Annotated in this window: 16 protein-coding genes; 13 read left to right on the forward strand and 3 right to left on the reverse strand. The window is 44.4% G+C overall.

Translation table 11 applies throughout. From position 1 onward, the window contains the following. Positions 1 to 128 precede the first annotated feature (128 nt). The 13 genes from FCL46_RS06110 (at position 129) to FCL46_RS06170 (ending at position 19,209) form a co-directional block, all read left to right on the forward strand. Complete coding sequence (locus FCL46_RS06110; RefSeq protein WP_136805487.1) at positions 129 to 1,310, forward strand: phosphoglycerate dehydrogenase; 1,182 nt, start codon at positions 129 to 131, stop codon at positions 1,308 to 1,310. A gap of 403 nt (positions 1,311 to 1,713) precedes the next feature. Then, complete coding sequence (locus tag FCL46_RS06115; RefSeq protein WP_167505744.1) at positions 1,714 to 2,586, forward strand: DUF362 domain-containing protein; 873 nt, start codon at positions 1,714 to 1,716, stop codon at positions 2,584 to 2,586. Positions 2,587 to 2,663: 77 nt separating this feature from the next. Then, positions 2,664 to 3,407 carry an enoyl-[acyl-carrier-protein] reductase FabL gene (fabL, locus tag FCL46_RS06120; RefSeq protein WP_136805635.1) on the forward strand — a complete coding sequence of 248 codons (744 nt, stop codon included), beginning with the start codon at positions 2,664 to 2,666 and terminating at the stop codon, positions 3,405 to 3,407. Positions 3,408 to 3,673: 266 nt separating this feature from the next. Continuing rightward, on the forward strand, positions 3,674 to 4,285 hold the full coding sequence (locus tag FCL46_RS06125; RefSeq protein ID WP_136805489.1) for a Maf family protein: 612 nt from the start codon (positions 3,674 to 3,676) through the stop codon (positions 4,283 to 4,285). 101 nt (positions 4,286 to 4,386) lie between these two features. Then, a complete protein-coding gene (locus FCL46_RS06130) occupies positions 4,387 to 4,542 on the forward strand; it encodes a hypothetical protein (protein WP_153307102.1) in 156 nt (51 codons plus the stop codon). 275 nt (positions 4,543 to 4,817) lie between these two features. Further along, on the forward strand, positions 4,818 to 8,183 hold the full coding sequence (locus FCL46_RS06135) for a cyclic nucleotide-binding domain-containing protein (RefSeq protein ID WP_136805490.1): 3,366 nt from the start codon (positions 4,818 to 4,820) through the stop codon (positions 8,181 to 8,183). A 62-nt stretch (positions 8,184 to 8,245) separates the two neighbouring features. Then, positions 8,246 to 10,054 (forward strand): DnaB-like helicase C-terminal domain-containing protein, encoded by a 1,809-nt coding sequence (locus FCL46_RS06140; RefSeq protein ID WP_136805491.1) that lies wholly within the window; start codon positions 8,246 to 8,248, stop codon positions 10,052 to 10,054. Positions 10,055 to 10,310: 256 nt separating this feature from the next. Continuing rightward, the gene (locus FCL46_RS06145) at positions 10,311 to 12,176 is read left to right on the forward strand and encodes a GspE/PulE family protein (RefSeq protein WP_176371593.1); all 1,866 of its coding nucleotides are present in this window, start codon (positions 10,311 to 10,313) and stop codon (positions 12,174 to 12,176) included. Next, positions 12,176 to 13,012 carry an HDOD domain-containing protein gene (locus FCL46_RS06150; protein WP_136805493.1) on the forward strand — a complete coding sequence of 279 codons (837 nt, stop codon included), beginning with the start codon at positions 12,176 to 12,178 and terminating at the stop codon, positions 13,010 to 13,012. The genes FCL46_RS06145 and FCL46_RS06150 overlap by 1 nt, the downstream gene beginning before the upstream one ends. Before the next feature lie 270 nt (positions 13,013 to 13,282). After that, positions 13,283 to 13,492, forward strand: coding sequence for a hypothetical protein (locus FCL46_RS06155; RefSeq protein ID WP_136805494.1), 210 nt, complete (start codon positions 13,283 to 13,285; stop codon positions 13,490 to 13,492). 213 nt (positions 13,493 to 13,705) lie between these two features. Further along, the gene (locus FCL46_RS06160) at positions 13,706 to 14,236 is read left to right on the forward strand and encodes a YfiR family protein (protein WP_136805495.1); all 531 of its coding nucleotides are present in this window, start codon (positions 13,706 to 13,708) and stop codon (positions 14,234 to 14,236) included. A gap of 3 nt (positions 14,237 to 14,239) precedes the next feature. Further along, on the forward strand, positions 14,240 to 17,083 hold the full coding sequence (locus FCL46_RS06165) for a response regulator (protein ID WP_136805496.1): 2,844 nt from the start codon (positions 14,240 to 14,242) through the stop codon (positions 17,081 to 17,083). Then, positions 17,080 to 19,209 (forward strand): two-component system response regulator, encoded by a 2,130-nt coding sequence (locus tag FCL46_RS06170; RefSeq protein WP_136805497.1) that lies wholly within the window; start codon positions 17,080 to 17,082, stop codon positions 19,207 to 19,209. Before FCL46_RS06165 ends, FCL46_RS06170 begins: the two co-directional genes overlap by 4 nt. A 228-nt stretch (positions 19,210 to 19,437) precedes the next feature. Here the strand turns inward: FCL46_RS06170 and trmFO are convergent, their stop codons facing one another. Genes trmFO through mutL form a run of 3 tightly spaced genes read right to left on the reverse strand, consistent with a single transcriptional unit; the run spans position 19,438 to position 23,298 of the window. Then, the gene (gene trmFO, locus FCL46_RS06175) at positions 19,438 to 20,751 is read right to left on the reverse strand and encodes a methylenetetrahydrofolate--tRNA-(uracil(54)-C(5))-methyltransferase (FADH(2)-oxidizing) TrmFO (protein WP_136805498.1); all 1,314 of its coding nucleotides are present in this window, start codon (positions 20,749 to 20,751) and stop codon (positions 19,438 to 19,440) included. A gap of 58 nt (positions 20,752 to 20,809) precedes the next feature. Then, complete coding sequence (locus FCL46_RS06180; protein WP_136805499.1) at positions 20,810 to 21,355, reverse strand: 3D domain-containing protein; 546 nt, start codon at positions 21,353 to 21,355, stop codon at positions 20,810 to 20,812. Continuing rightward, positions 21,352 to 23,298, reverse strand: a complete 1,947-nt coding sequence (gene mutL / locus FCL46_RS06185) for a DNA mismatch repair endonuclease MutL (RefSeq protein ID WP_136805500.1) — start codon at positions 23,296 to 23,298, stop codon at positions 21,352 to 21,354. The genes FCL46_RS06180 and mutL overlap by 4 nt, the downstream gene beginning before the upstream one ends. Between the last annotated feature and the right edge of the window lie 72 nt (positions 23,299 to 23,370).

The raw sequence follows: 23,370 nt of genomic DNA on the forward strand, positions 1-23,370 counted from the left end.
CACCTCACCTGGTCACGCTGAGTTCCGGTGGTAATTCGAAAAAATATATATGTAGAAATTGTTTAAGGTGGCGCTGCAAAAAAAACGTGGTGCTTATAATCCGGGAAAGAGAATTCGAGGAGATAGAAATGTCCACGTTCAGAATAAAAAAGCAGAACGTAATCGCAGAAGAGGGTCTTCGCCTCTTTAACGATGCCTTTGAGGTTTCTGCTGATGAGCAGGATCCCCATGGTATTCTAGTGCGTAGTTCTCCTGTTGACGTAGATGACTATCCCTCACTCTATGCCGTAGCCAGAGCCGGAGCCGGAGTAAACAATATCAATGTGGCAAGGGCGACTGAAAAAGGTATTTGTGTATTTAATACTCCTGGAGCGAACGCTAACGCAGTTGTCGATCTTATCTTTCCCATGGTTGGTGTATGGAAGAGAAACATCTATAAAGGACTTCGTTTTTGCGAATCTCTTGCAGACCTTGAGCCTGAAGATGTGGGTCCTGTAGTTGAGAAGAGAAAAGCGGCCTTTAAAGGTGAGGAGATTGGTGGCAAGACTCTGGCCGTAGTGGGACTAGGGCAGATAGGTATGCGACTGGCTAATGGTGGCATTCAGCGGCGGATGATTGTCAAAGGGTACGATCCTTCCCCGGCCGTTGAAAATATCCATCAACTCTCACCTGATGTGAAAATCTGCAGATCATTAAAAGATGCCGTAGGTGACGCTGATCTGGTTTCTATTCATCTCCCTTTAAATGATAGAACCCGAGAGCTGGTTAACGCCGAATTTATCAGTAAGATGAAAAAAGGTGCGATTCTGATAAATTATTCCCGCGAGCAGATTGTTGATGAAGAGGCGGTGATAGAAGCGCTCGACAGGGGAGACCTTGAAGCATATCTGACAGATTTTCCCACATCGAGAAATGTTGGCCATGATAAAGTGCTGACCACTCCCCATCTTGGTGCTTCTACTTCCGAGTCTGAAGAGAATTGTGCCTGTATGGCTGTTAAGGAGCTTTCAGCATATCTCAAATATGGCAATGTTGTTCATAGTGTAAATTTCCCTAATATCGAATCCACTCCTGCAGATGCTGTACACAGCAGGCTGATTGTCATTAACAGGGATGTGCCGGGGATGATCGCATTTATTTCCAATGTATTTGGTAATCATAGTCTAAACATTGCCAGTTATTTGAACCGCTCTAATGGAACTGTCGGGTATAACATCATTGATGTTGAATCGGCAATTTATCCTGAACTTGTTAAAGAAATTGAACAGAATGAGGATGTTATACGTACTCGAATTATTCGTTTCAGTTAACCGTCTTTGACGCTCTCATGTTGCAGTATAAAAAACATTACGGCTAGACGCTTGTATTTAGGTGAAGGATGGGAATTTATACTACTTAGGAATGGGATAGTACAAAAAATTGTATGTTTTGACCCCTTAAAGGGATAGGCAAAAAGATGTGATTTTTATAACTACCTGAAAGTATTGATTGTTGTTTTGTGTTCTTCATTGTGGCATGGTTGGTGCAATAAAGATTATGCTTTTATCTCTTCTCTCCTTTCTCCTAAGAAAAACCGACCTGGCTCCCCCGCCTCGTCGGTTTTTCTTATTTAGGCTACCTTACTTTGTGTTTCTCTTTTAAATTATGAACGTTCTTTCTTCCAATCCCTCAGTAATATTACGTAGGTGCAAAGACTATTCAGAGCGAGCTCTTTTGGATAGTATTGATATTGCTCTGTCTAATCTTGAGTTACCTGCCAGCCTGACGGGTTTACGCGTTCTGGTTAAACCGAACCTTATCAGCAGCAGAGGGCCAGCGCTTGCCTGCACGCATGGTGCTTTTCTGGCGGCAGTTGTTCAGTGGCTGGGGGAGAACGGGGCGCAGGTGATAATTGGTGATTCACCTGCTTTTGGAACCACACAGTCGGTGATGGATAAGCAGGGGATTAGTCATCACCTGAGTGGCCTGCAGTACAAGCAAGTTAAATTCAGCACCCCTGTATCTAAAACGCTTTCAAATAATCTGAGTGTTGATGTTGCTGCAGAAGCGCTTGATTGCGACCTGTTTTTGAATCTGCCGAGATTGAAGGCTCATAACCAGATGTTTATGACCGGGGCTGTAAAAAATATATTCGGTATCGTTGTTGGCATGCGAAAAGCGATGCTGCATATGGTCCATGGAAGTTCACATCATGAATTTGCAGATATAATTATTCGCCTGTCGGAACTATTACCTCCGCATCTTTCACTTATAGACTGTATCGAGGTGATGCATCGTTCTGGTCCTTTGGATGGAGAACTGCTTGGCGTAGGATGTATTGGTGCATCCAGATGCCCTGTGGCTCTGGATACAAGTATGTTGGATATACTTGAAGTTTCACCTAATCGCAGTCCTCTCTGGAAAGCTGCAACTTCTCTCAATATTATCGGGAGTGACCCGCGAAGAATTGTCTACCCGTTTGATAATCCGGCTTGTTATCACGGTTCAGGTTTTGTGACGCCAGAAGGTCTTAACCCGGTCAGGTTTAATCCGTTCAGGTTTCTGCTGAGTAGTATCAGGCGGATACGACTTGCTATTCGTGCATGAATTGTAATAGTTATCACGTCAGCCTCCCCAAATAACCAAAAGAATAACCAGCATCCAGGATACAATACATGTTTAACATAGAAGGTAAAGTAGCTCTTATTACAGGTGGTTCTCGCGGTATCGGCAGAGCAATTGCTCTGAGACTAGCGGAAAACGGTGTCGATGTGGTGGTGAATTATGTTCGCCATAAAAAAGATGCGGAAGAAACGGCACATCTAGTTGAACAGAGGGGTGCCCGCTGTCTGGTGGTGAAAGCGAATGTGGCAAAAGAAGACGATGTCTGTTCGATGTTCGAACGGCTGGAAAATGAGTTTGGGCGGCTGGATTTTCTGGTGAGTAACGCAGCTTCAGGCGTTTTGAAACCCGCAATGGAATTGACCGAACGGCATTGGAACTGGGCGATGGATATCAATGCCCGTGCATTATTGTCCCTGGTTCAGCATGGTGTACGCATGATGCAGTCCGGCAGTCGCGTTATGGCGGTATCCAGTTTGGGGTCTGTTCGTGCCATAGAAAACTATACCACTGTTGGCGCCTCTAAAGCAGCACTTGAATCTCTGGTTCGTCATCTGGCTGTAGAATTAGGTCCACAGGGGATCATTGTCAATACAATCAGTGCTGGTGCAGTCGATACCGATGCTTTAAAACATTTCCCAAACAGAGATGAAATCCTTGCCACTGCTCTAGCACGAACACCTCTGGGAAGACTGACAACACCTGATGATGTTGCCAATATTGCCCTGTTTTTATGTAGTGATCTCGCTTCGATGATTCAGGGGCAGGTTATTACAGTTGATGGTGGTTATGCCATTCGCGGCTAAATAGTTTCGAACCTAAAACTACCCTTGGCTCAATCTCAGCGTTACGCTTGAAATTTTGTCATCAGGTAAGCGAGGAACAAGACTCCGGGATATCAATTATATACTTGCGGTAAAAATCCCAAGCGTGCCTTGATCTTGAACCAGGTGAGCGCAGACTCTGAATGTTGAGTTTTAGGATAGGAGCTAAATGGATTTTTCCTCTATTACGACTAAACGACTACAACGTTTGTTGTGCAACAACTACCATTTAATGAATTACTGGAATTATGATTTACAAAACGATTAAGCCGTTCACTCTTGCATCACAATCTCCGCGTCGAAAAGATTTTTTTACTGATTTAGGAATCGAATTTACTGTAAATTCCGCAGAAATTGATGAAACCCCAACGCCAGATGAATCTCCCAAGACCTATGTTGAACGCATCTCTCTTGAAAAAGCGCATGCAGTAAGCCGCCAAAAGAGAAACAGCTTCGTGCTCGCTGCTGATACTGCTGTCTGTCTTGGTGAGCGAATTCTTGGCAAGCCTGGAAACGAAGAGGAGGCTGTTGAAATGTTGCTTGCTCTTTCAGGGCACCGCCATATAGTCAGATCCGGATATTGCTTTGTAAATGAAGAGGAAGGGATCGAAGTCCTGGAATCGGTATCGACTGAAGTCTATTTCTCTGATTTCGATGAATCTGTGGCCAGAGGTTACGTGGCAACGGGAGAATCTCTCGATAAAGCCGGAGCATATGGCATCCAGGGGAATGGATCTTTTCTTGTAAAAAAAATAGTTGGTTCGTATACCAATGTTGTTGGATTGCCGATGGCTGAAGTTGTAGCTTCTATGGTTCAGTTGGGAATAATCTCACCTGCTGTGTTAATTACTCAGGATTAATCAATATCTTGAAATGACCGATATGTTCTGAGAGGTTGAAGCAGCCTTGATATCTTGACATTTACCATTCAAAAGAGTAATTGTTGCCGTAACATACTTATATGAAAAGTAATTTTATGTTTTTCCCGTATGCTGCTTTGTCCGCTTCACTCTTTAAGTTCTCTCTGGGGCTCTGTTGTAATGGAACCGGACTGGTCTGTAATGAGCGGGAAAAGGAGGCGAAGATCGCCTTCGCTTTACGATTATCGCTCTGTTGACTTGGAATTAAAGCCGATTTTCTGTACTATATTTCTTAGTTGACTCTTTGTATGCTGCAGCATCAATCCGGTAATTTTGCTGTGGTTTAAAGCTTGGGAGGTTGTCCGAAAATGCAATTTTATCCCGAATCTTCGTTGTTTGGAAATAATAGCGTATCCATATAGTTAATATTGCAACGTTATATTTTAAATATCACCGAGATGAGGATGTGCATTTTGAGACGGCTTCCTAGTGGACCGGCAGGAGTGACAGCACTTCATCAGGAGCCTGTTTAATGATTGAGGCAGCCCGACATCAAGAGTTTATTAATACTCTCAAAACATTCAATAATGCAGCCGTTTCCATTCGGTTGTACCCGGCGAATGCTCCCCAGATTACCAATGCGTTTGAGCGAGGGTATAAAGCCGTAAAACACCATCTGCGTCAGCATGGTAATTTTACTCTGAGGCTACGCGATGAAGGCCCTGAATTGTGTGGGGTTCCTCTTGATCTTGAAGTGCTTAAGTCCATATCAAATCTTATAGTGTTCAGGCAATTAGCACATCTTCAGGCTGATCTGTTTCAAATTGATCGAGGTCTTGATCGTAAAATTTTCCAAAAAATACTGGATGTATTTAGTGCCAAGGTCGATCTGATTAAGCAGCAGGGAGGAGGCCGGGCATACATTAGTGGTTTGGGTCTTGATCGCTATTTCCCAGAAGAAGATGAGTCTTCCCTCCAACCTGAATCCGCTGATACGAGTGCGTCTGCTGGAACGGAAGAAGAAGGTGATGTTGTCTCTGTTACTGTGCGTAAAGAGTATATCGATGTCCTTCTTGGTCGGGAGCGTCGGGTAGGAATTGTCACCGAGTTACAAACAGAGCTATCCATACCGGATCGAGGTGCTTCAATTTTGGCTACAGCCATTCGAGGGGTGCTTGAAAGTTTATTGAAGAAAAAGCAGTTTGTGACCTCTTCAGCCTTTGATATGGTTTTGGAAAACTGTGGCAAGCTGATTGATGCTGAAAAGCGTCAGCAGCTTGTAATGCAGACAGGTGAGATTTTACTTAAGAACATTGATTCCCGGTCTGCCATTTTGCTATTAGGTCAGACTCCTGAAAAAGAGAGTGCTAAATCGTTACTCATTTCAATATTGCAAAACATCTCTCTTGAATTTTTTGGAGAAATAATTCGCGAATTGCGAAAACGAGCTGCTCAGTTTCGTCTCACGCAGAATGAAGATTCAACGCAGGTTCGCTTTATCAATTCGGTTACTGAACGATTGCTTGCAACGCCGAAAGGTAAACAGTATCTAGGCCAGGAAAAGGCCAAGTCAATCATGCAGGCTGGTGAAAAGACACGCCTTGCCCGAAGAGTTCAAGCAAGCGTCAAGTCACTTATGCAGGGTAATAAGGAGGTGTTGAAAAGTGAAGAATTCAATGTTCATCTCCCTTTTGTCCTGCAGAAAATGGAAGCCGAGGGGCTTGAAAAGGAAGTTCAGGCGGTACTGAAAAGGTTGACTAAGAATTTCCTTGAAGGTGATGCTGAACTTCGGACCCGGGTTATTAGAAGTTTGTCTCAGGTTGGTGAAAATCTGGCAATGGAGAAGCGCTGGAACTCTCTGGCAACTATTGCAGATCCCTTATTGTATTGGATTAGGCACTCTGACAATGGTGATTTTATCTTCGAAAAGATATGTCGCGTATTGCAGTCGTTGATGGGGTATTCCTGGACAACTGGAGAACTCAAACAAGGAGATGCTATTCTTTCGGTTTTCTACCAGATCAGGTCAGGTACTGCAAAAAAATCAGAAGCTGTTCGAACAATAATTGAACGAACTCAGGATAAAAATCTGGATAGAGCGCTATTATCTCACCTGCTGGAAGAGAGCCTTGCAAAACCGAAAGATGAGATACTTAGTCGCAGGTTAATACTTCAGGGACCGATAGCTTCGCGATTTCTAGTAGATAGCCTCATCCGTGCAGATAAAACTGAGGACCGTATCAAGATAATTGATCTCTTGACGTATGGAGAACAGTTTCTGGCACCTATTCTTGTCGAGAAGCTTGATGAACCAATGCCGTGGTACGGCAAACGGAACCTCCTTAAACTTCTGGCAGAGACCGGAGCCCCAGAGCATGTTGACAGTGTATATCCATTCCTCCAGCACGATGATCTCCGAGTGCAACGCGAGGCTTTTGCCTGTCTGTATAAAATAAGTGGTAAAACGCGCAAAAAAGCGCTTCTGCACGCTCTTTCTGAAGCAAGCGAAACAATGAAGCTGCAAATAGTGAGAGCACTTATACCTTTTGCCGATGCTGAGGTGACAAGAGGGTTGAGTCAACTTCTTGAGGAACATGAGTTCTACTCTGCTGATTTTCGCGATACCCTGCTCTCTAATGTGTGTCTTGCCATAGCCAGGTGTCCCTATCCCGATTCCGAAAAAGTGTTGTTAAATTTTCTCGAGATGCAGGGCAAGCGAGGCTATAAAAAAATTGGCACTAAAGTCTGGAGCGCAGCTGAAGCTGCTCTCAAGCAGGCTGAAAACAGTCAATTGGGAGAGCGCCAGTTTAAGGCCAAGGTCAGTCAGATTCGAAAGAGTGCAATCAGTCAGGCCGGTGTTGGTCAGAAGGCTTCGACTGAGAAAAAATCTATTACCGGACTACCAGAAGAAAAGTCGATTCGTAAACTGCTTGCTGCTGATGATACAGATGTCGCAAAAGGTATGCTGCTTGAGTTGATCGCCAAAATATCGAGGTTAAGAAAGTTTTCACAGGCAGAGCAACTGCGTGACTGGCTTATCGATATTGATTCAATGGCTTTAACTGATATTATCAAAGCCGCCGAGATCATTGAAGAAGAAAAGCATGCAGCTGTCGACAAGGGACACTTGCAGATATGGTCCGGTCTTTTTGATGTGTTGAGCACAGAAGAATTCAGCATGTTTTATCACAGCCTTGAACATAAACTGTACGCTAACGAAGAGATTATAATCAAAAAAGGTGCTAAGCAGACCTCTCTATTTTTTATTAACTCTGGAAGGGTCAAACTATTTTATAATGAGCGGGATACTGAGATACTAATAAAGACCTTGCAAAAAGGAGAGATTCTTGGCGTGGGGACATTCTTTGATGCCTCACTCTGGACGCTGTCGGCAGCAGCTTTAGGGCAGACAAATATCTCGATGTTGCCTTTAGACAAAGTGAGGGCATGGCAGGATGACTTTCCTGCGCTCGAATCCAAGTTGCGCGATTTTTGTCACAGGTTTGAAAGTGTTAATGACATATTCAAAAACTCAGATAAAGACAGAAGGGAATACAAGCGGCATAAGGTGACCTCCCAGCGTGTAGCGATAACTTTACTTGATAAAAACGGCAAAACTACCGGTGTGAGCGGAAAAGGTGATCTGTTTGATTTTTCCCGCGGCGGAACGTCATTTTATATGCGGATCTCGAAAAGAGATAACGCACGACTGCTTCTTGGCAGAGGTCTAAAAGTTACTCTGCCTATTGAAGAAACATCCGGTACTCCTGTGAGTTTTATAGGGGATATCGTTGCGGTAAAGGCGCATCATGCAATGGAATATGAATATTCTGTACACATAGAATTTAATACTCCGCTGGGTAATTCCCAAATGCAGCAGGTATTGCGTTTGCTGTAAAAGAGTGAATGGCGTAGCTAATACTATATTAATTTGTAATCTCAGGAGATAACACTTTAGCAATGCCTCATCCCGATGACGCAGTATCATTATTTTATCTCAAACACCTTAACGGGGTGTGGCAGGACAAGGGTGTTTACACTGCAGAATGTCCGTTTTGCCGCGATCATGGCGTTACCTCTCCAGGAAAGCTTGTTGTCATCCTGAACCCCGACGGTTTTTTTCACGGATATTTCCGTTGCCTTTCCAGATGTACTGCGGGGGGCTTTGCTCTGCGCTTTGGTACTCTGCTCAATATAGATCTTGCAGAAGTACCGGGATATGATCCTGATCTGGATTCGCCGTTGAATCCGGCTGATTATCCGGTATCTAACCACAATGGTGAGATGCGTGCCTGTCATGATCGACTTCCTGATGATGTCTTGACTCTATTTGCCAAAATGCACGTCGGTCGAGATGTATTAGCTCAGATGCAAATTGGATTTAACGGCAGGTACATAACGTATCCGTATGTGCAGGCTGATGGCAATTGCTATTCTCTGCGTTGTGTCTTCCCGGACAGACCGGAAGATTTTTTCTGGCAGGGTGATGAACATTTTTCGGTTGATCCATACAGGATCTTCAACGTCCAGGAGATTGAGCGGTGTCATGGCGGCACCCTGTTTCTGTGTGACGGTGAAGAGAGTGTCCTGGTTCTGAAGAATCTTGGATATCCAGGTGTGGCAGTTCCCCAGTACCAGGCTTTTGAGGCAATTGATCCTGAACAGTTCAGAGATATTCATACGCTGTTTATCGTTGCCAGAAACAGTGCTGAGTCACTGGGGGCAGCAAAAGACTTAGCAGCACGCATCGGGTATAAAGTGCGAATACTCAGTTGGCCTGCAGGTACCGCGCGTAACGTCGGACTTGCTGATCTTGCTATTGAGTACGGAAAAGAGATACGAAAAGTAGTGGGCAGAATGATTCGATCATCCTCCGCCTTCTCACCTTTCGCCTCTCCTGAAAGAGAATACCTCCATTTTTTACAAACTCTCTCGGGTAAGCAGGAAAATGCCTACAACGAACTCCGTACCGGATTTCCATTGCTTGATCTCTCTCTTGACGGTGTGCATGGAATCAATGTGATAGGTGGAGCTCCGAAAGTCGGCAAGTCGGCCTTTACAATCCAGATTGCAAGTCAGATGGCTGAGAAGGGTATTCCTGTGCTCTATTATGATTTTGAGAATGGGCGACAGCAGGTGTATCAGCGTATATTAAGTCGACTAAGCCGTATTGAGGTGAAGCAGCTGGGCTCGGGAAATCTTACCGATGATGAGAATCAGAGGTATGAGGCGTCATGTGGTAAGCTTAAAAAAATGATGCAGAATTTCAGGGTGGTAAATGACCGCAAACTTACTCCTGATCTGATGCGCAGACATATCGATTTTATTCGCCATGAAACACGCAGTCAGTATACTGTCGTGATTGTAGATAGTTTACATAAATTACCTTTTAAGGAGTTCAGCGAGCGCAGAACAGGCATAGATGCATGGTTGCGACAGATGGAGTCTATACGGGATGAGCTTCAGGTGTCGTTTCTTGTTATTTCTGAACTCACCAGAGGAACAGCCGAGAAAGCCTATGCTGAAACACCTCATCTTGGAGTTTTCAAAGGATCTGGTGATATTGAATATAGTGCAGACAATGCGATGGTGCTGTTTGCTGATAATGACCAGGATGATGGGAATGAGAGCAGGGGGAGACAATCCACTCTTTGGATTGTTGCTTCCCGTGAGCACAGGCCTGGACCTGTAGCCCGTTATATGTTGGACTACCCCTATTGGGGATTTATTGAACAACCGTTTACGAATATAGATCCTGTTGTTACTTAGTGTCCGTTGGAAAATTACCAGTTGGCCTAATATCAGCGTTATGTGTACAATTTATAACCTTGGGATATTAAATATATGTCTGCGGTAAAAGTAGAACACACGCCTCAATTTTGAATCATCTGCTGACTTTTCGGATAGAAACTCTTTAGCTTTTAACATTCGATGTACTGCTTCTGTATACCTGTATCAACGATTTCAGAGTTGAGTTAACTCCTTTATTTACACTTGACCAGCAAGGGTAGGAATGAAGGGAAGAATGATTAACAGTGACGTCGGTGAGATTATATCCATCCTGCTTTCCAAAGGTATTCTGCGGGAAAAGGATGTGTTGTACGCTCGGCGTATTCAGGAAAAACTCACAAGCCCGCAGCCACTTCTCAATATATTAAAAGACCTTAAGCTGGTAACAGACGATGTTGTTCGTGAGACTATCCAGCAGTCAGATAAGACTATTCGTATAGGCGAGATGCTGGTTGAACTCGGTCATATTTCCAAAGATGATTTGCTTGCTGCCTTCAATATTAAAAAGGAAGATGAGAGTGACCTGAAAATCGGTGAAATCCTTATAAAGTATAATTTCATAGAGGCCGGTCAGTTTAATTCAATTCTATCAATGCAGTTGGGATATCCTCTGGTCTATCCTACTCTGGCAAATGTAGACAGGAAGGCGGTGGAGAAAGCATCACTCAATGTGCTGAGAAGAAACAAGTTTTTACCACTCAAGAAAAAAGGGGACGAAACTGTCGCAGCCCTAAGTGATCCCACTGATCTTGAGACCATTACTCTTGTAAAAAAACTTTTCGGTAATCAGGTCATACTGGCTTTGAGTGATCAGAAGGCGCTCAGGGATACCATCAGGTTTTTAGAACAGCAAAAGGATGGTACTGCAGTAATTGATATCGATAATAAGACGGTTGTCGGCATTGCAAACTCAATTATCCTTGCTGCTATAAAGGCTGATGCAAGCGATATTCATATTGAACCTCTCAATGACAAACTCCAGGTCCGTTTTCGTCTGGATGGAGTGTTAAGTCACTATCAGGATTTCCCTAAAGATGTAATCCTGCCTCTTTCCAGCAGGCTTAAAATAATGTGCAAAGCCAATATCGCAGAGAAGCGTCGTCATCAGGGTGGCCGGATGCTCTTTGACTATGATGAGGGGAAAGTCGATATACGTGCATCATTTTATATAACTGTCCACGGAGAGAAAACGGTATTGCGGTTGCTGCGCCAAAAGCAGGAACTGATTGATATACGATCTCTGGGCATGCCGTCTCGAATTCTTAATCGTTTTCTGGAAGAGGCACTTTGTCAGCCGGGTGGCGTTTTGCTGGTAACAGGGCCTACAGGGTCGGGTAAGACTTCTACAGTGTATGGATGTATTCACTATATTAATAGTCCCCAGATAAGTATAATTACGGCAGAAGAGCCGGTTGAGTATCTTATTGACGGCGTGGCTCAATGTTCGATTGACCCGGTTATAGATCTGACTTTCGAAGAGACACTCAGACATATTGTTCGCCAGGATCCTGATGTGATAATGATCGGTGAAATACGGGACAAATACTCTGCAGATATGGCAATGCAGGCGGCTTTAACCGGGCATAAGGTGTTATCAACGTTTCATACTGAAGATTCAATTGGAGGTCTCATCCGTCTTTTACATATGGATATTGCACCGTTTCTTGTGGCATCAACCGTTGTGAGTGTAGTGGCACAGCGTCTGCTTCGCAAGGTCTGCCCATCGTGTGCTGAACCGGCGAAGATAACCCCGGCTCAGTTACAGCGACTTGGTTGTAGTTACGATGATTTGGCAAGCGGCAGCTTTATGAAAGGTCGTGGTTGCAGAGAGTGCCGTCAAACCGGTTATCAGGGCCGTGTAGGTGTATTTGAACTACTGGTATTAAATGAATTGATAAAAGCAGCAATTCTTGAACAGAAACCAAGCCATGAAATTCGATCTATTGCTATAGAACATGCCGGGCTGGTAACGTTGTTTGAGGATGGTCTGGTTAAAGCGGCCCTTGGGATTACCACCATTGATGAGATAGTCAGGTGTTTACCACGATTGATGGCTCCGCGGCCACTACAGGTAATTCAGCGATTGTGTGGAGATGTATAATGAGTGGAACGAAATCATTTATTGATGCAATAGAAAAGTTTATCCAATCAGGCAAGGTCAATCTTCCGGTATTTAATCCTAACGCAATGAGGGTGCAGCAAGAGTTGATACGAACTGATCCTGATATGCATGTGATCGAAAAACTGATTGTGAGGGATCAGGCTCTGGCCAGTGAAGTGTTGAAAATTGCAAATTCATCGTTTTACCGTGGTCTCGTTGAGGTTAAAACAGTTAAGGCAGCAATTATCCGGCTTGGTATGCGGGAAATTGGCAGGGTTGTTTTGATTGCGGCTTCAAAAACACAATTCAGAATAGGTGATAAGGAACTCAGATATATTATGCAGAAACTTTGGCAACACTCGGCAGGTAATGGTATTGCTGCTAATTGGATTGCCAAAAAATGTGATTACGAAGAGCTCGGGGGGCACGCATTTTTTGCAGGCCTGCTGCATGATATCGGTAAACTCTTTCTCGTAACTGCTATTGAGCAGGCAAAGCTAAGAAAAAGCGGAAAAATAACCCGGGCTCTACTGATGGAAGTAATAGATACTCTCCACACCGCAGAGGGATATGCATTGATGAAAAAATGGAATATGCCGGATCAATATGCGGAAATTGTGCGTGATCATCATGAGCCTGAGGTAGATCCTAAAGACACACTGCTCGTCATTATCCGACTTGCCGACAAGGTCTGTCATAAGCTTTCTATCGGCCTCAAATCAGATCCGGATATCAATCTCGCAGCAACTCCTGAGGCCCATATCCTTGAACTTACTGAAGTTGATCTTGCTGAACTTGAGATCCTGCTTGAGGATTCAAAAGCACTGGTCAAATAAAGGTTCTGAGCATTCTCTTTATTATCCTTTCAGCGTGTGTATAGCCGTTTTGTGTCGTGCACTGTTTTGATGTTTTTTCTGTAATTAGACTGCGCCAATCCGGTGCTGTTGAACGTGCCACTGACTCTTGCTATCTCTAAAATATCCTTTTCTTTTCATCGTAAAAAGCCCTCCGGTTAATGGACAAGCCTAATCTGTATTTGGTACAGTTATCAGGACGGTGATAAAAGCGTAATCCTCCAGTAAAACCAAACCAATTAACTGAAAAGCATGATGAAAATAGCATATTCTCGATGGAATAAGCTTTGGGGATCGGTATTTGATCTAATTGTAATACTCTGTGTTTACGTGTCAGGTGGTGGTGCCCTGGCGACGGAAGATGATTTTCTTGAAATTGATCTTACCGAATTGATACAGGTAACCATTATATCTGTTGCTACAAAGAGTCAGCAACTTTCAGATGCCTCGGCCGCAGAATAACCCTTTCACCCGATACACTGAAACTGACACTGGGGCAAAAGGTTGAACACAATGATTTTACTCGAGTTGAGGTGCAGCCTACTGCTCAACTCCTTTGGAACGTCGCAGAAAATGCTGTAGCCTGGGCAAGTGGAACGTGGAGTGTATTTGAATGCAATGTTTACGTTTTAACGCTTCTGTTAGCAGTATCACATACCTTTTCCAACAGGTGAAATGCGTAAGATTTTCATAATAATAGCTCTAGCTATCGGTATGTTGTGTAACACCGGGGTTACCTTCAGTGCCGAGAGGGATGCTGTCGAGTATAAGCTCAAGGCAGCATATATGTTGAATTTTGCAAAATTCATCAATTGGCCGGATGTACATGACGGGGAAGAAACGTTTCGCATATGTGTTTATGGAAAAAACCCTTTTGGGTCGGCTCTTGCCGGCGCTGAGAGAAAGAAGATAAAGGGAGAAGTAATAGAGCTTGTTTTGACGAGTGACCCAGCCGAGCTTAAAGACTGCCGTCTGGCATTTGTCAGCTCTTCGGAAGTAGACAGAATAGATACGCTATTTGAAACGCTTTCCGGCAAACCAATAGTAACAGTTAGCGATATTGAAGGGTTTGCCACTGCAGGTGGTACGATTGAGTTTGTATCTGTAGGAGATAAATTACGATTTGTGATTAACCATACACAGGCAAAATCAAGTAACGTGAAAATTACAGCGTCACTCTTAGGGCTTGCAGTCGAGGTGTTATAGGAAATGTACGATAACTTTCATACACTGCCGATTAGAAACAAGCTCAATCTCATAATATTGCTCGCCTGTACCATGTCATTGGTCCTTACAGCAACCGTATCTCTGGTCAGCCAGTGGATTTTAGTGCGGGAGCAACTCGAGGATGAGCTGAAAACCCTGGTTGAAGTTATCAGCAAGAACAGTACAGCAGGTCTGACTTTTCAGGATCAGACCAATCTCAATCAAATTCTTGAATCGCTGGAGGCAAAGTCAACAGTTGTTTCAGCAGATGTCATCACTCCTGATGGAGAGGTGTTTGCCAGCTATAGAAACACAACACACATAGTACCTGAAGATCAAATCAAAAATAGTGAGGAAATACTCGCTGAGCCGTTCGGTGTGAAAAATTCGTTTAACTACGCACGATTTAACCAACCTATTCTCCTGGAAGATGAGCAGATAGGGTTACTCACGATGACTGTCAGCAGGAAAGAACCTAAACAGATTCTTCTCTTTGTAAGTTTTATGATACTCTGCATTAATGGAGTCGTATTAGGAGCAGCAGCACTGCTTTCAGGGAAAATGAGTAATGTGATTTCAGCACCGATCACAGCCCTATCCCGGGCAATGAAAAAAGTATCGGACGAACGTGAGTACAACCTCCGTGTACCGGTCTATCATGAAGATGAATTGGGCATGTTGGCTAGAGGGTTTAACGAAATGCTGGTGCAGATTGAGCAGCGGGATGAATATCTGGAAGAGCAAGTCATCAACAGAACCAAAGATCTTGTTGAGGCGAAGGAGATAGCTGAGAATGCTAATCGTGTGAAGTCTCAATTTTTGGCAAACATGAGTCACGAGATCCGTACACCCATGAATGGTGTTCTCGGAATGGCTGAACTTCTACAGTCGACTGAGTTAAATAGCGAGCAGGCAAGGTTGACAAAAACCATTCAAGGGTCTGGTGAGGCACTGCTTGAAATAATTAATGACATTCTCGATTTTTCAAAGATAGAAGCTGGAAGACTTGAGCTTGAAATGATTGATTTTGATCTGCGACTTTTGATTGAAGATGTTATGCAGCTGCTTGCGCCCAGAGCCCATGCTAAACGGCTAGAGGTTGCCGCATTTTTCGACGATGGGACCCGTACATCATTAAAGGGCGATCCAAACAGACTCAGGCAGATTGTTACCAACCTTGTAGGGAATGCAATTAAATTCACAGAAGTCGGGGAAGTTATCGTACGTGTTAAGACACAGCCTGTTGAGGGAGGCAGGGAACGGCTACTCGTAGATGTTGTTGATTCCGGTATTGGTATTAGTGATGAGAGTAAGCGACAACTGTTTACACCGTTTTCACAGGCTGATGATTCGATGACCAGAAAATTTGGTGGTACAGGACTTGGGCTGGCAATTTCGCGTCAACTCGTTGAGATGATGGGTGGGGAGCTTGACTGTACAAGTGTCCTGGGGAAGGGATCAACATTTCATTTTCATGTTGATCTTGTAGCAAGTTCTGCTGAAGATGTGAAAATGAAGCAAAAACACAAGAATGCATTGCGAGGATACCGGATACTGGTGGTTGATGATAATGCTACAAACAGGGCGATAGTTACCCATCAGTGTAAAATGTGGGGAATGTCAGCTGAAAGCGCACCGAATGGTAATGAAGGATTGGAAAGGCTCTACGCTGCAGAAAGAGAGGACAGCCCTTTTGATTTTGTTGTGCTGGATATGCATATGCCTGACATGAACGGCCTGGAGGTCGCGCAGGAGATTCGTAAAAATTCAGGGTTCGATAAGCTTCGGATGATAATGTTGACATCGGTAGGGCTTCGTGGTGACGCAAAAATGGCAAGGGAATGTGGTATTGCAGCGTATTTAACTAAACCTGTCAGGCAAGCTGAATTGTACGCTGCCTTTGTTAAGGTGTTAAGTTTCGACCATGAAGTGACCAGTCATCCAATAATAACCAAATATAATATAGTTGATAACGTACCTAAATTTTTTATCAAGGTTCTTGTTGCAGAGGATAATGAGACAAATCAGGAGGTTATTCGTGGTATGTTGCTGCAGTTTGGTTGTGAAGTGACTCTTGTGAATAATGGCCAAAAGGCTGTAGATGCTCTTAATAAGAATGACTATGATCTGGTTCTGATGGATTGTCAGATGCCACTAGTGGATGGGTATAAAGCAACAGAAATCATTCGTGAAAAAGAAGAGAGGGAAGGTAAAGAAAATACGGCGACAATTGTAGCTCTGACTGCTCATGCGCTTGAGGGCGACAAAGAGAGATGCATTGAATCAGGTATGAACCACTATATGAGTAAACCGTTCAGGCAGGATGATATTCAGGATCTCCTTACCAGGCTCTTTCGAAATAAAATGGAGCGTCCTGAACACGTATCCGGTGTTGAGTTACGTGAGGTTACGGAAGAAATTGAAGCACTTGAGAAAGCTGAAAGTGCTGAAGATATATCACTATTATCTGGCGAAAACGGCGGTTTTGGAGGCTTTGCTACTTTGGACCTGTCTGTTCTTGACAACCTCAAGGATCTGCAGATTGAAGGTGAACCATCCATTTTAAGTAAAATTCTACAAGCGTATTTAGAGAATTCAGATCCGCTCATGCAGATCTTACAGGATTATCATGTTGCCGGGGATAGAGACGAGCTGCAAATGGCTGCTCATACGCTTAAATCAAGTAGTGCAAATGTAGGTGCTCTTGCCCTTGCAGATATGTGTAGACGACTTGAAATGCGTTGCAGAGATCAGGTAATGGAAAATTGCAAAGATTTGATTCATGCGATTATGGAAGAATATGATGAGGTGAAACAATTATTAAGCCAGGAGTTGGTTGACTTATGATCTATGGAACACCTAACAGGGAAAACCCACTGGCCCTGATCATTGATGATGATCTGTCAATGAGACTGGCTATGGAGGCGGCACTGAAAAAAGTAGGGTTTGCTTGTATCCTGGCTGAGAATGGACGAAAGGGAATAGATCTGTTTAGGGAAAATAATCCAGATCTGGTTTTGCTTGACGTGGTAATGCCGGAGATTGATGGTTTCGAAACCTGTACAATGTTACGAGGATTGCCTGGTGGAGGATTGACACAAATTCTCATGGTGACCGGCCTTGATGATGTCGAGTCAATCGATTTGGCATTTAAAGTTGGAGCCGATGGCTTTATTTCCAAACCGATCAATTGGGTGATTCTCGGGCATAGAAGTCGATATATGCTGCGGGCGGGACAGGCATTCCAGGAGCTGAACCGGTCGAGATTCAGGCTTGAGAAAACCCAAAAAATGGCAAGGCTTGGCAACTGGGAGGTTGATCTCGTAAGTGGTCAGTTTCTCTGTTCAGATCAGGCGAGTTATCTGCTGGGACTTAATGGTAATAGCGGTAACGTTACGTATGATGGTTTCTTTCACAATATTGAGGCAGAAGATCGGGAAGATGTACAGGATAAAATTGATACGGCCATTAGAGAGGAAAAACCGGTACGGTTACTTTACAGGGTGTATCACGCTGATGGTACAATGCGTCACATCCTTAACCAGGCAGAAATTCTGTATAACGATCAGGATGTTCCGATCCTGCTTCTGGGTGCAGTACAGGATGTAACCCGACAGAAGGTCGCAGAGGAAGAAATACGTAAACTTGCTTTTTATGATGGATTAACAGGTTTATCCAACAGATTACTGTTTATGAATCGTATGGAGCAGGAGATAGTAGCCGCTAAGCGCAACAATTCAACGTTTGCCCTGCTGTATCTCGATCTTGATCAGTTCAAACGTATTAATGATACGTTCGGCCATTATATCGGCGATCATCTGTTGAAAAAAATAAGTGTTGCACTTCTAAAATCTATCAGGTGTACAGATACTGCATCCCGCATTGGTTGTTCCGAGAATCCTGAGGAAATGATTGCCAGGCTGGGAGGTGATGAATTCACCATTATTTTAAATGATATTCATGAAGCAGAGCATGTAGCATTGGTAGCACGCCGGATAATAAAAGAGGTGCCTAAATCTCATATTATAGAAGGGCATGAGATAACTGTGACGACAAGTATCGGAATCAGTATGTACCCCACGGACGGAAGTGACGCTAATGTTCTGTTAAAGAATGCCGATACTGCGATGTATCAGGCTAAGAACATAGGAAGAAATAACTATCAGTTTTATCGAGAATCATTAAATGTTCAGACTGTAGAACGATTTTCTCTCGAAAGAGACATTGCCAAAGGATTGGAACGGGATGAGTTTCTCCTCTATTATCAACCTAAAATTGATGTTAAAACCGGGAAAATAGTAGGTGCTGAAGCGTTAATCAGATGGGATCACCCGGAGCGGGGAATGGTGCCGCCGGGTAAGTTTATTTCAATAGCTGAAGAATCAGGTCAGATTGTTAAAATAAACAGATGGGTAGTTACGTCGGCAAGCAAACAATGGCAGCAGTGGATAGTTGACGGGTATGAACCTGGTGTGGTTGCTGTGAATCTGTCAGGGTACCAGTTTGCCCAGCAGAATGTGTTGGAGACACTGTCAGATGCTTTATCGAGTGCGGGGCTTGAAAATCGGTTTTTCGAGATTGAGATCACAGAAAATATTCTCATGCAGAATATTGAGGAGACATCCCAGATTCTCCAGGAGCTAAAAGCGATGGGGATTGCAGTTACTCTTGATGATTTTGGGACCGGGTATTCGTCCCTCAGTTATTTAACATCGTTTCAGGTGGATAGAATAAAAATCGACAGGGCGTTCGTTATGAGTTGTACTGAACAGCCGACGAACCTGATTATCATCAAGGCTATTATTGCAATGGGGCACAGTCTCGGCATTAAAATTGTAGCAGAAGGTGTGGAAACTCTGGAGCAACTCGATATTATACGCAATTACGGAGCTGATGAGGCGCAAGGGTTTTATTTTTCTAAACCAGTCCCTGCAGAAGAGTTTGTGGAGCTCCTCAAAAAATGGCAAATATAGCCCCCCGACAGCTGCCGGGGAGCATGTTGAAATCAGATAGTTACAGTATGTAAATGTTGTTTTCTAATCGCATTATCTGCTAAATAGTGCCCGACCGAAAACGGTGCATTCCATCTAACTCTTCGTTGCTTTTCAAATTTTTATTTATAGAATATCAATAATATACTTTGGGTGAAAATCTGAATCGCGCCTCGATATTGAACAGAATGGTGAGTTTTCGGATAAAAACTAAATAGAGTTTTCTTTCATCCAGTTTTCAAGATCGGCCAGGCCAGTCTCGGCCCGCATTTGACCACGAAATCTTTTAGGCACCTTTTTTTTCCAGGCCGGGAAGAGGCCAAAATTAACATTCGAGGGCTGGAAGTTTTTCGCCTCGCTCATCGTGAGGTGGTTAATCAAAGCACCGAGAGCAGTAGTTGGTGGCGGGGCAGGTGTTTCTTGTTCCAGAGCCTTTCTTGCAGCATTAATACCTGCAAGCAGGCCCATGGCGGCAGACTCCACATATCCCTCAACTCCTGAGAGTTGCCCTGCAAGCAACATGTTCGGCCGTGATGTAAATTCCAGGCCCGGAGTAAGAATTTCGGGCGCACAGATAAATGTGTTTCTGTGGATGGAGCCGAATCGTTCAAACTCCGCATTTTCCATACCCGGTATCATCCGAAAGATCCTTTTTTGTTCTCCGTAGGTGAGCTTAGTCTGGAAGCCAACCATGTTGTAGGTTGTTCCTTCCCTGTTCTCCATGCGCAATTGTACAACAGCATGCGGGTCATTTCCGGTTCGAGGATCAGGCAGGCCAACCGGCTTCATCGGCCCGAATCTGAGGGTTTCATCTCCTCGTGAACGAATAATCTCTATGGGCAGGCAGCCTTCAAAATATTTAGGATTTTCGAAGTCCTTTAAGGGAACATACTGCGCATTAGCAAGTTCAGTTATAAATGTCGTGTATTGCTCTTCATCCATTGGACAGTTCAGGTAGTCACCGGGACCGTCATCGTATCGTGATTTACGGTAGATAATATCCATATCCAGTGAATCCGCATTAACGATAGGGGCAATGGCATCATAGAAGGCGAGTCGGTCTCGTCCTGTGAGTTTTATAAGGGCTTCTGTCAGTTTTGGAGAGGTCAGGGGGCCGGTAGCGAGAATAACAATAGTATCGGGATCATCCGGGAATTCTGTAATTTCTTCCCGGACGATGGTGATATCGGGATGTTGCTCAAGCGTTTCAGTAATCTTTGCGGAAAACTGATCCCGGTTAACAGCAAGAGCTTTGCCGGCAGGAACTTCACACTCAAATGCTGTTTTCATGATAAGGGAATTACACTTCCGCATCTCTTCTTTGAGTAAACCTACGGCAGAGGTTACATCGTTAGACCTGAACGAGTTGCTGCAGACCAGTTCAGCCAGTCCGGGTGAGCTGTGGGCGGGGCTGTAGTTGTGGGGTTTCATGTCATAGAGAGTAACCTTACAACCACGTTGTACTGCTTGCCATGCCGCTTCTGATCCTGCGAGACCGGCGCCGATAATAGTGATATTTTTCATAGTGATATATTGTAAATCAAGCACAGATGCTTGAGTTTATCTGTAATTAATGAACTGATTACGGGAACTGAACCTGTACCCGCACTTTTCTTCTTCCCCAGACCAACGCTTCATTATGAGAGTTGAAATAGAGGTCAATCCTGTCTTTACCTTTGATGGCACTGCCTCTATCTTCCACGCGGCCCCATCCGTATCCTGGCACGTACATTTTGGTGCCGAAGGGATAGTAGCGCGTATCTGCAGCAATGGTGCCTTCATCGGCCAGTATCGACCAGGGCATTACGCGAAATGGGATCATATACGGTTTTTGAACTGTGTCCATGGAAAAGAGACCCGGTTGGGGCTCATGGGGCATTGTCCCGCTGGCGGTATGACCGCTGTATGGCTTGCCACCTTTGCTCGTATATTTATTCCAAAAATCGAGTTTAAACGCTGCACTGCTGCCACGTTCCCAGCCACAGCAGGAGGAACATCCGCAATATGCTGTTGCCTCAATCAGCCTGCCGACTGGTTTTTTGGCGCAACCGGCAAGCATTGCAAGAACCAGTAATGAAAGTAATAGGAACAGGCGGGCAGGTTGTGAAGGGGACGTTTGAAATATCATGTTCTGTGGAACCATTTTTTTAAGTCGTTCTGGTTGAATTGTTTCACTACCGGGCGCCCATGGGGACAATGAGAGAACAGGTTTGCTCTGGCCATCCTGTTAAGCAGGCTGTCGATCTCCCGGTGGCTTAGAGTTGTTCCGGCTTTCACTGCAGCCTTGCACGCCATTGTGGAAAGTATGGTGTCAATCCTGTCACCACTATCCCTGCGGTTGGATTCACTTCCGAACTGTTCAAGAACATCGTTCAGTAACTCGGTGGGATTGGCCTGCCCGGCGAGTGCCGGAATGGCAGATATAATAAACGAATTACCGCCAAACTCACGCAGGGAGAAACCCATATGATCAATTTCTTCTTGATGTTTTTCAACGAGCTGAACCTGAAATAGCGTCAGTTCGACAGTTTCTGGAAAAAGCAGAGTCTGACGGGCGACATTGTTTCCGAGATATTGCTGGCGAAGTTCTTCGTAGAGCAAACGTTCATGAGCAGCATGCTGGTCGATAACCAGCAACCCTTCACTGTTGCGACAAAAAATATAGAGATCACTAAACTGCCCGACTATCTGTAAACCATGGCCTACTGGTGCTTTGGGAAGCAATGACGCTGGCTGTGCAGGTTCCTGTGGCTTACTGACTGCTGCAACAGGTCGTTCCGTTTGCGGTACCGGTTCGCAGGTCTCGAATAGCCCGATGTCGTTGCCTGGATGAGGTGGTTCGGCCGGTAAATCATGTGGCGGCTCGGGGATGAACGGTTCGCTGCTGCTGAATTGCCGATCTTCCATCTGGGGAGACGGGGGAAACATTGGTGTAGGACGTGGTGCTGCATTTTTTGTCTTTCTGTCCTGAATGTCGGGAACCGGCGAAAAAGGGTTTTCAACAGGCTGTTCTCTTTCGACAGGAACTGTAGTCGCCGTTGGTTTATTATGACCGAACATTGCAGTCTGCAAACGTCTCTGCTCATTATTCATTGCAGAAGCTACAGCCTGGCTGATCAAATAATGAATATCCCTGCTATTGCCGAATCTGACCTCATGTTTCGCCGGATGAACGTTTACATCAATCTCGGAAGGAGGAAGAATCAGGTGGATAAGTCCTGCTGGATTTTTACCCTTCATCAGAAAACCGCGTAAACCTTCTGCGACCCCATGGGTCATCATGCGGTCTTTGATAGCTCTACCATTGACAAAAAGTCTGAGCCGTGCGGGACCAGTATGGAGTTTTTCCGGTGGAATTAGAAATCCGTAAACTCTGCGTTCAGGAGTGGTCGCATGTTCATCTCCTATACAGATATACCTGCCGTTGTAATGTATTAACTGAGACAGACGTTCTTCGAGTGAAAGTGTATTATCCAGATATATTGTGCGCTTACCGTTTACAGTAAGTGAAAAAGTGATCTCAGGATTAGCGAGTGCGTAATTTTTAATTACCTCATCAATATGGTTCAGTTCAGTTCTGACTGTGCGTAAAAACTTCTTTCGGGCCGGTGTGTTTCCAAAGAGATTTTTGATCTCAAATATTGTACCTACACTGCAACCTGCCTCATGCACTTTCTGCAATTTGCCAAACTGAATTTCAGCTCGTGTACCAAGTTCGGCATCAGCACGTCTGGATATAATGGTCATCTTTGAGACCGATCCAATTGATGGGATTGCCTCGCCGCGAAATCCAAGCGTACCAATAGCAGTAAGATCTTTGTCTGTATGAATTTTAGATGTACCGTGTCGCTCAAGACTGAGGAGGACGTCATCTTCATCCATACCTTCACCATTATCAATAATGCGAATCAGTCTGGTTCCACCACCTTCAATTTCGACTTCGATTCGGCTTGCACCTGCATCAAGGCTGTTTTCTAAAAGTTCTTTGACGACTGAAGCGGGACGTTCAACAACTTCACCAGCGGCTATCTGGTTAGCTAGCTGGTCAGGGAGAATACGGATTTTGGACATAAGAGAAACGAATTAGTTGCGAGTTCAAGGGTAAGTGGTACATTGATTTTGATTCTCAAAGATACAGAACCA

This window comes from Desulfosediminicola flagellatus (genome assembly GCF_005116655.2).
Classification (GTDB): Bacteria; Desulfobacterota; Desulfobulbia; order Desulfobulbales; family Desulfocapsaceae; genus Desulfopila; species Desulfopila flagellata.

What these genes read in the sequence shown, in the direction of transcription:
- FCL46_RS06110 (WP_136805487.1), top strand. Translation starts at nt 129, where the DNA reads ATGTCCACGTTCAGAATAAAAAAGCAGAACGTAATCGCAGAAGAGGGT.
- FCL46_RS06125 (WP_136805489.1), top strand. Translation starts at nt 3,674, where the DNA reads ATGATTTACAAAACGATTAAGCCGTTCACTCTTGCATCACAATCTCCG.
- FCL46_RS06130 (WP_153307102.1), top strand. Translation starts at nt 4,387, where the DNA reads ATGAAAAGTAATTTTATGTTTTTCCCGTATGCTGCTTTGTCCGCTTCA.
- FCL46_RS06135 (WP_136805490.1), top strand. Translation starts at nt 4,818, where the DNA reads ATGATTGAGGCAGCCCGACATCAAGAGTTTATTAATACTCTCAAAACA.
- FCL46_RS06140 (WP_136805491.1), top strand. Translation starts at nt 8,246, where the DNA reads ATGCCTCATCCCGATGACGCAGTATCATTATTTTATCTCAAACACCTT.
- FCL46_RS06145 (WP_176371593.1), top strand. Translation starts at nt 10,311, where the DNA reads ATGATTAACAGTGACGTCGGTGAGATTATATCCATCCTGCTTTCCAAA.
- FCL46_RS06150 (WP_136805493.1), top strand. Translation starts at nt 12,176, where the DNA reads ATGAGTGGAACGAAATCATTTATTGATGCAATAGAAAAGTTTATCCAA.
- FCL46_RS06155 (WP_136805494.1), top strand. Translation starts at nt 13,283, where the DNA reads ATGATGAAAATAGCATATTCTCGATGGAATAAGCTTTGGGGATCGGTA.
- FCL46_RS06160 (WP_136805495.1), top strand. Translation starts at nt 13,706, where the DNA reads ATGCGTAAGATTTTCATAATAATAGCTCTAGCTATCGGTATGTTGTGT.
- FCL46_RS06165 (WP_136805496.1), top strand. Translation starts at nt 14,240, where the DNA reads ATGTACGATAACTTTCATACACTGCCGATTAGAAACAAGCTCAATCTC.
- FCL46_RS06170 (WP_136805497.1), top strand. Translation starts at nt 17,080, where the DNA reads ATGATCTATGGAACACCTAACAGGGAAAACCCACTGGCCCTGATCATT.
- trmFO (WP_136805498.1), bottom strand. Translation starts at nt 20,751, where the DNA reads ATGAAAAATATCACTATTATCGGCGCCGGTCTCGCAGGATCAGAAGCG.
- FCL46_RS06180 (WP_136805499.1), bottom strand. Translation starts at nt 21,355, where the DNA reads ATGATATTTCAAACGTCCCCTTCACAACCTGCCCGCCTGTTCCTATTA.
- mutL (WP_136805500.1), bottom strand. Translation starts at nt 23,298, where the DNA reads ATGTCCAAAATCCGTATTCTCCCTGACCAGCTAGCTAACCAGATAGCC.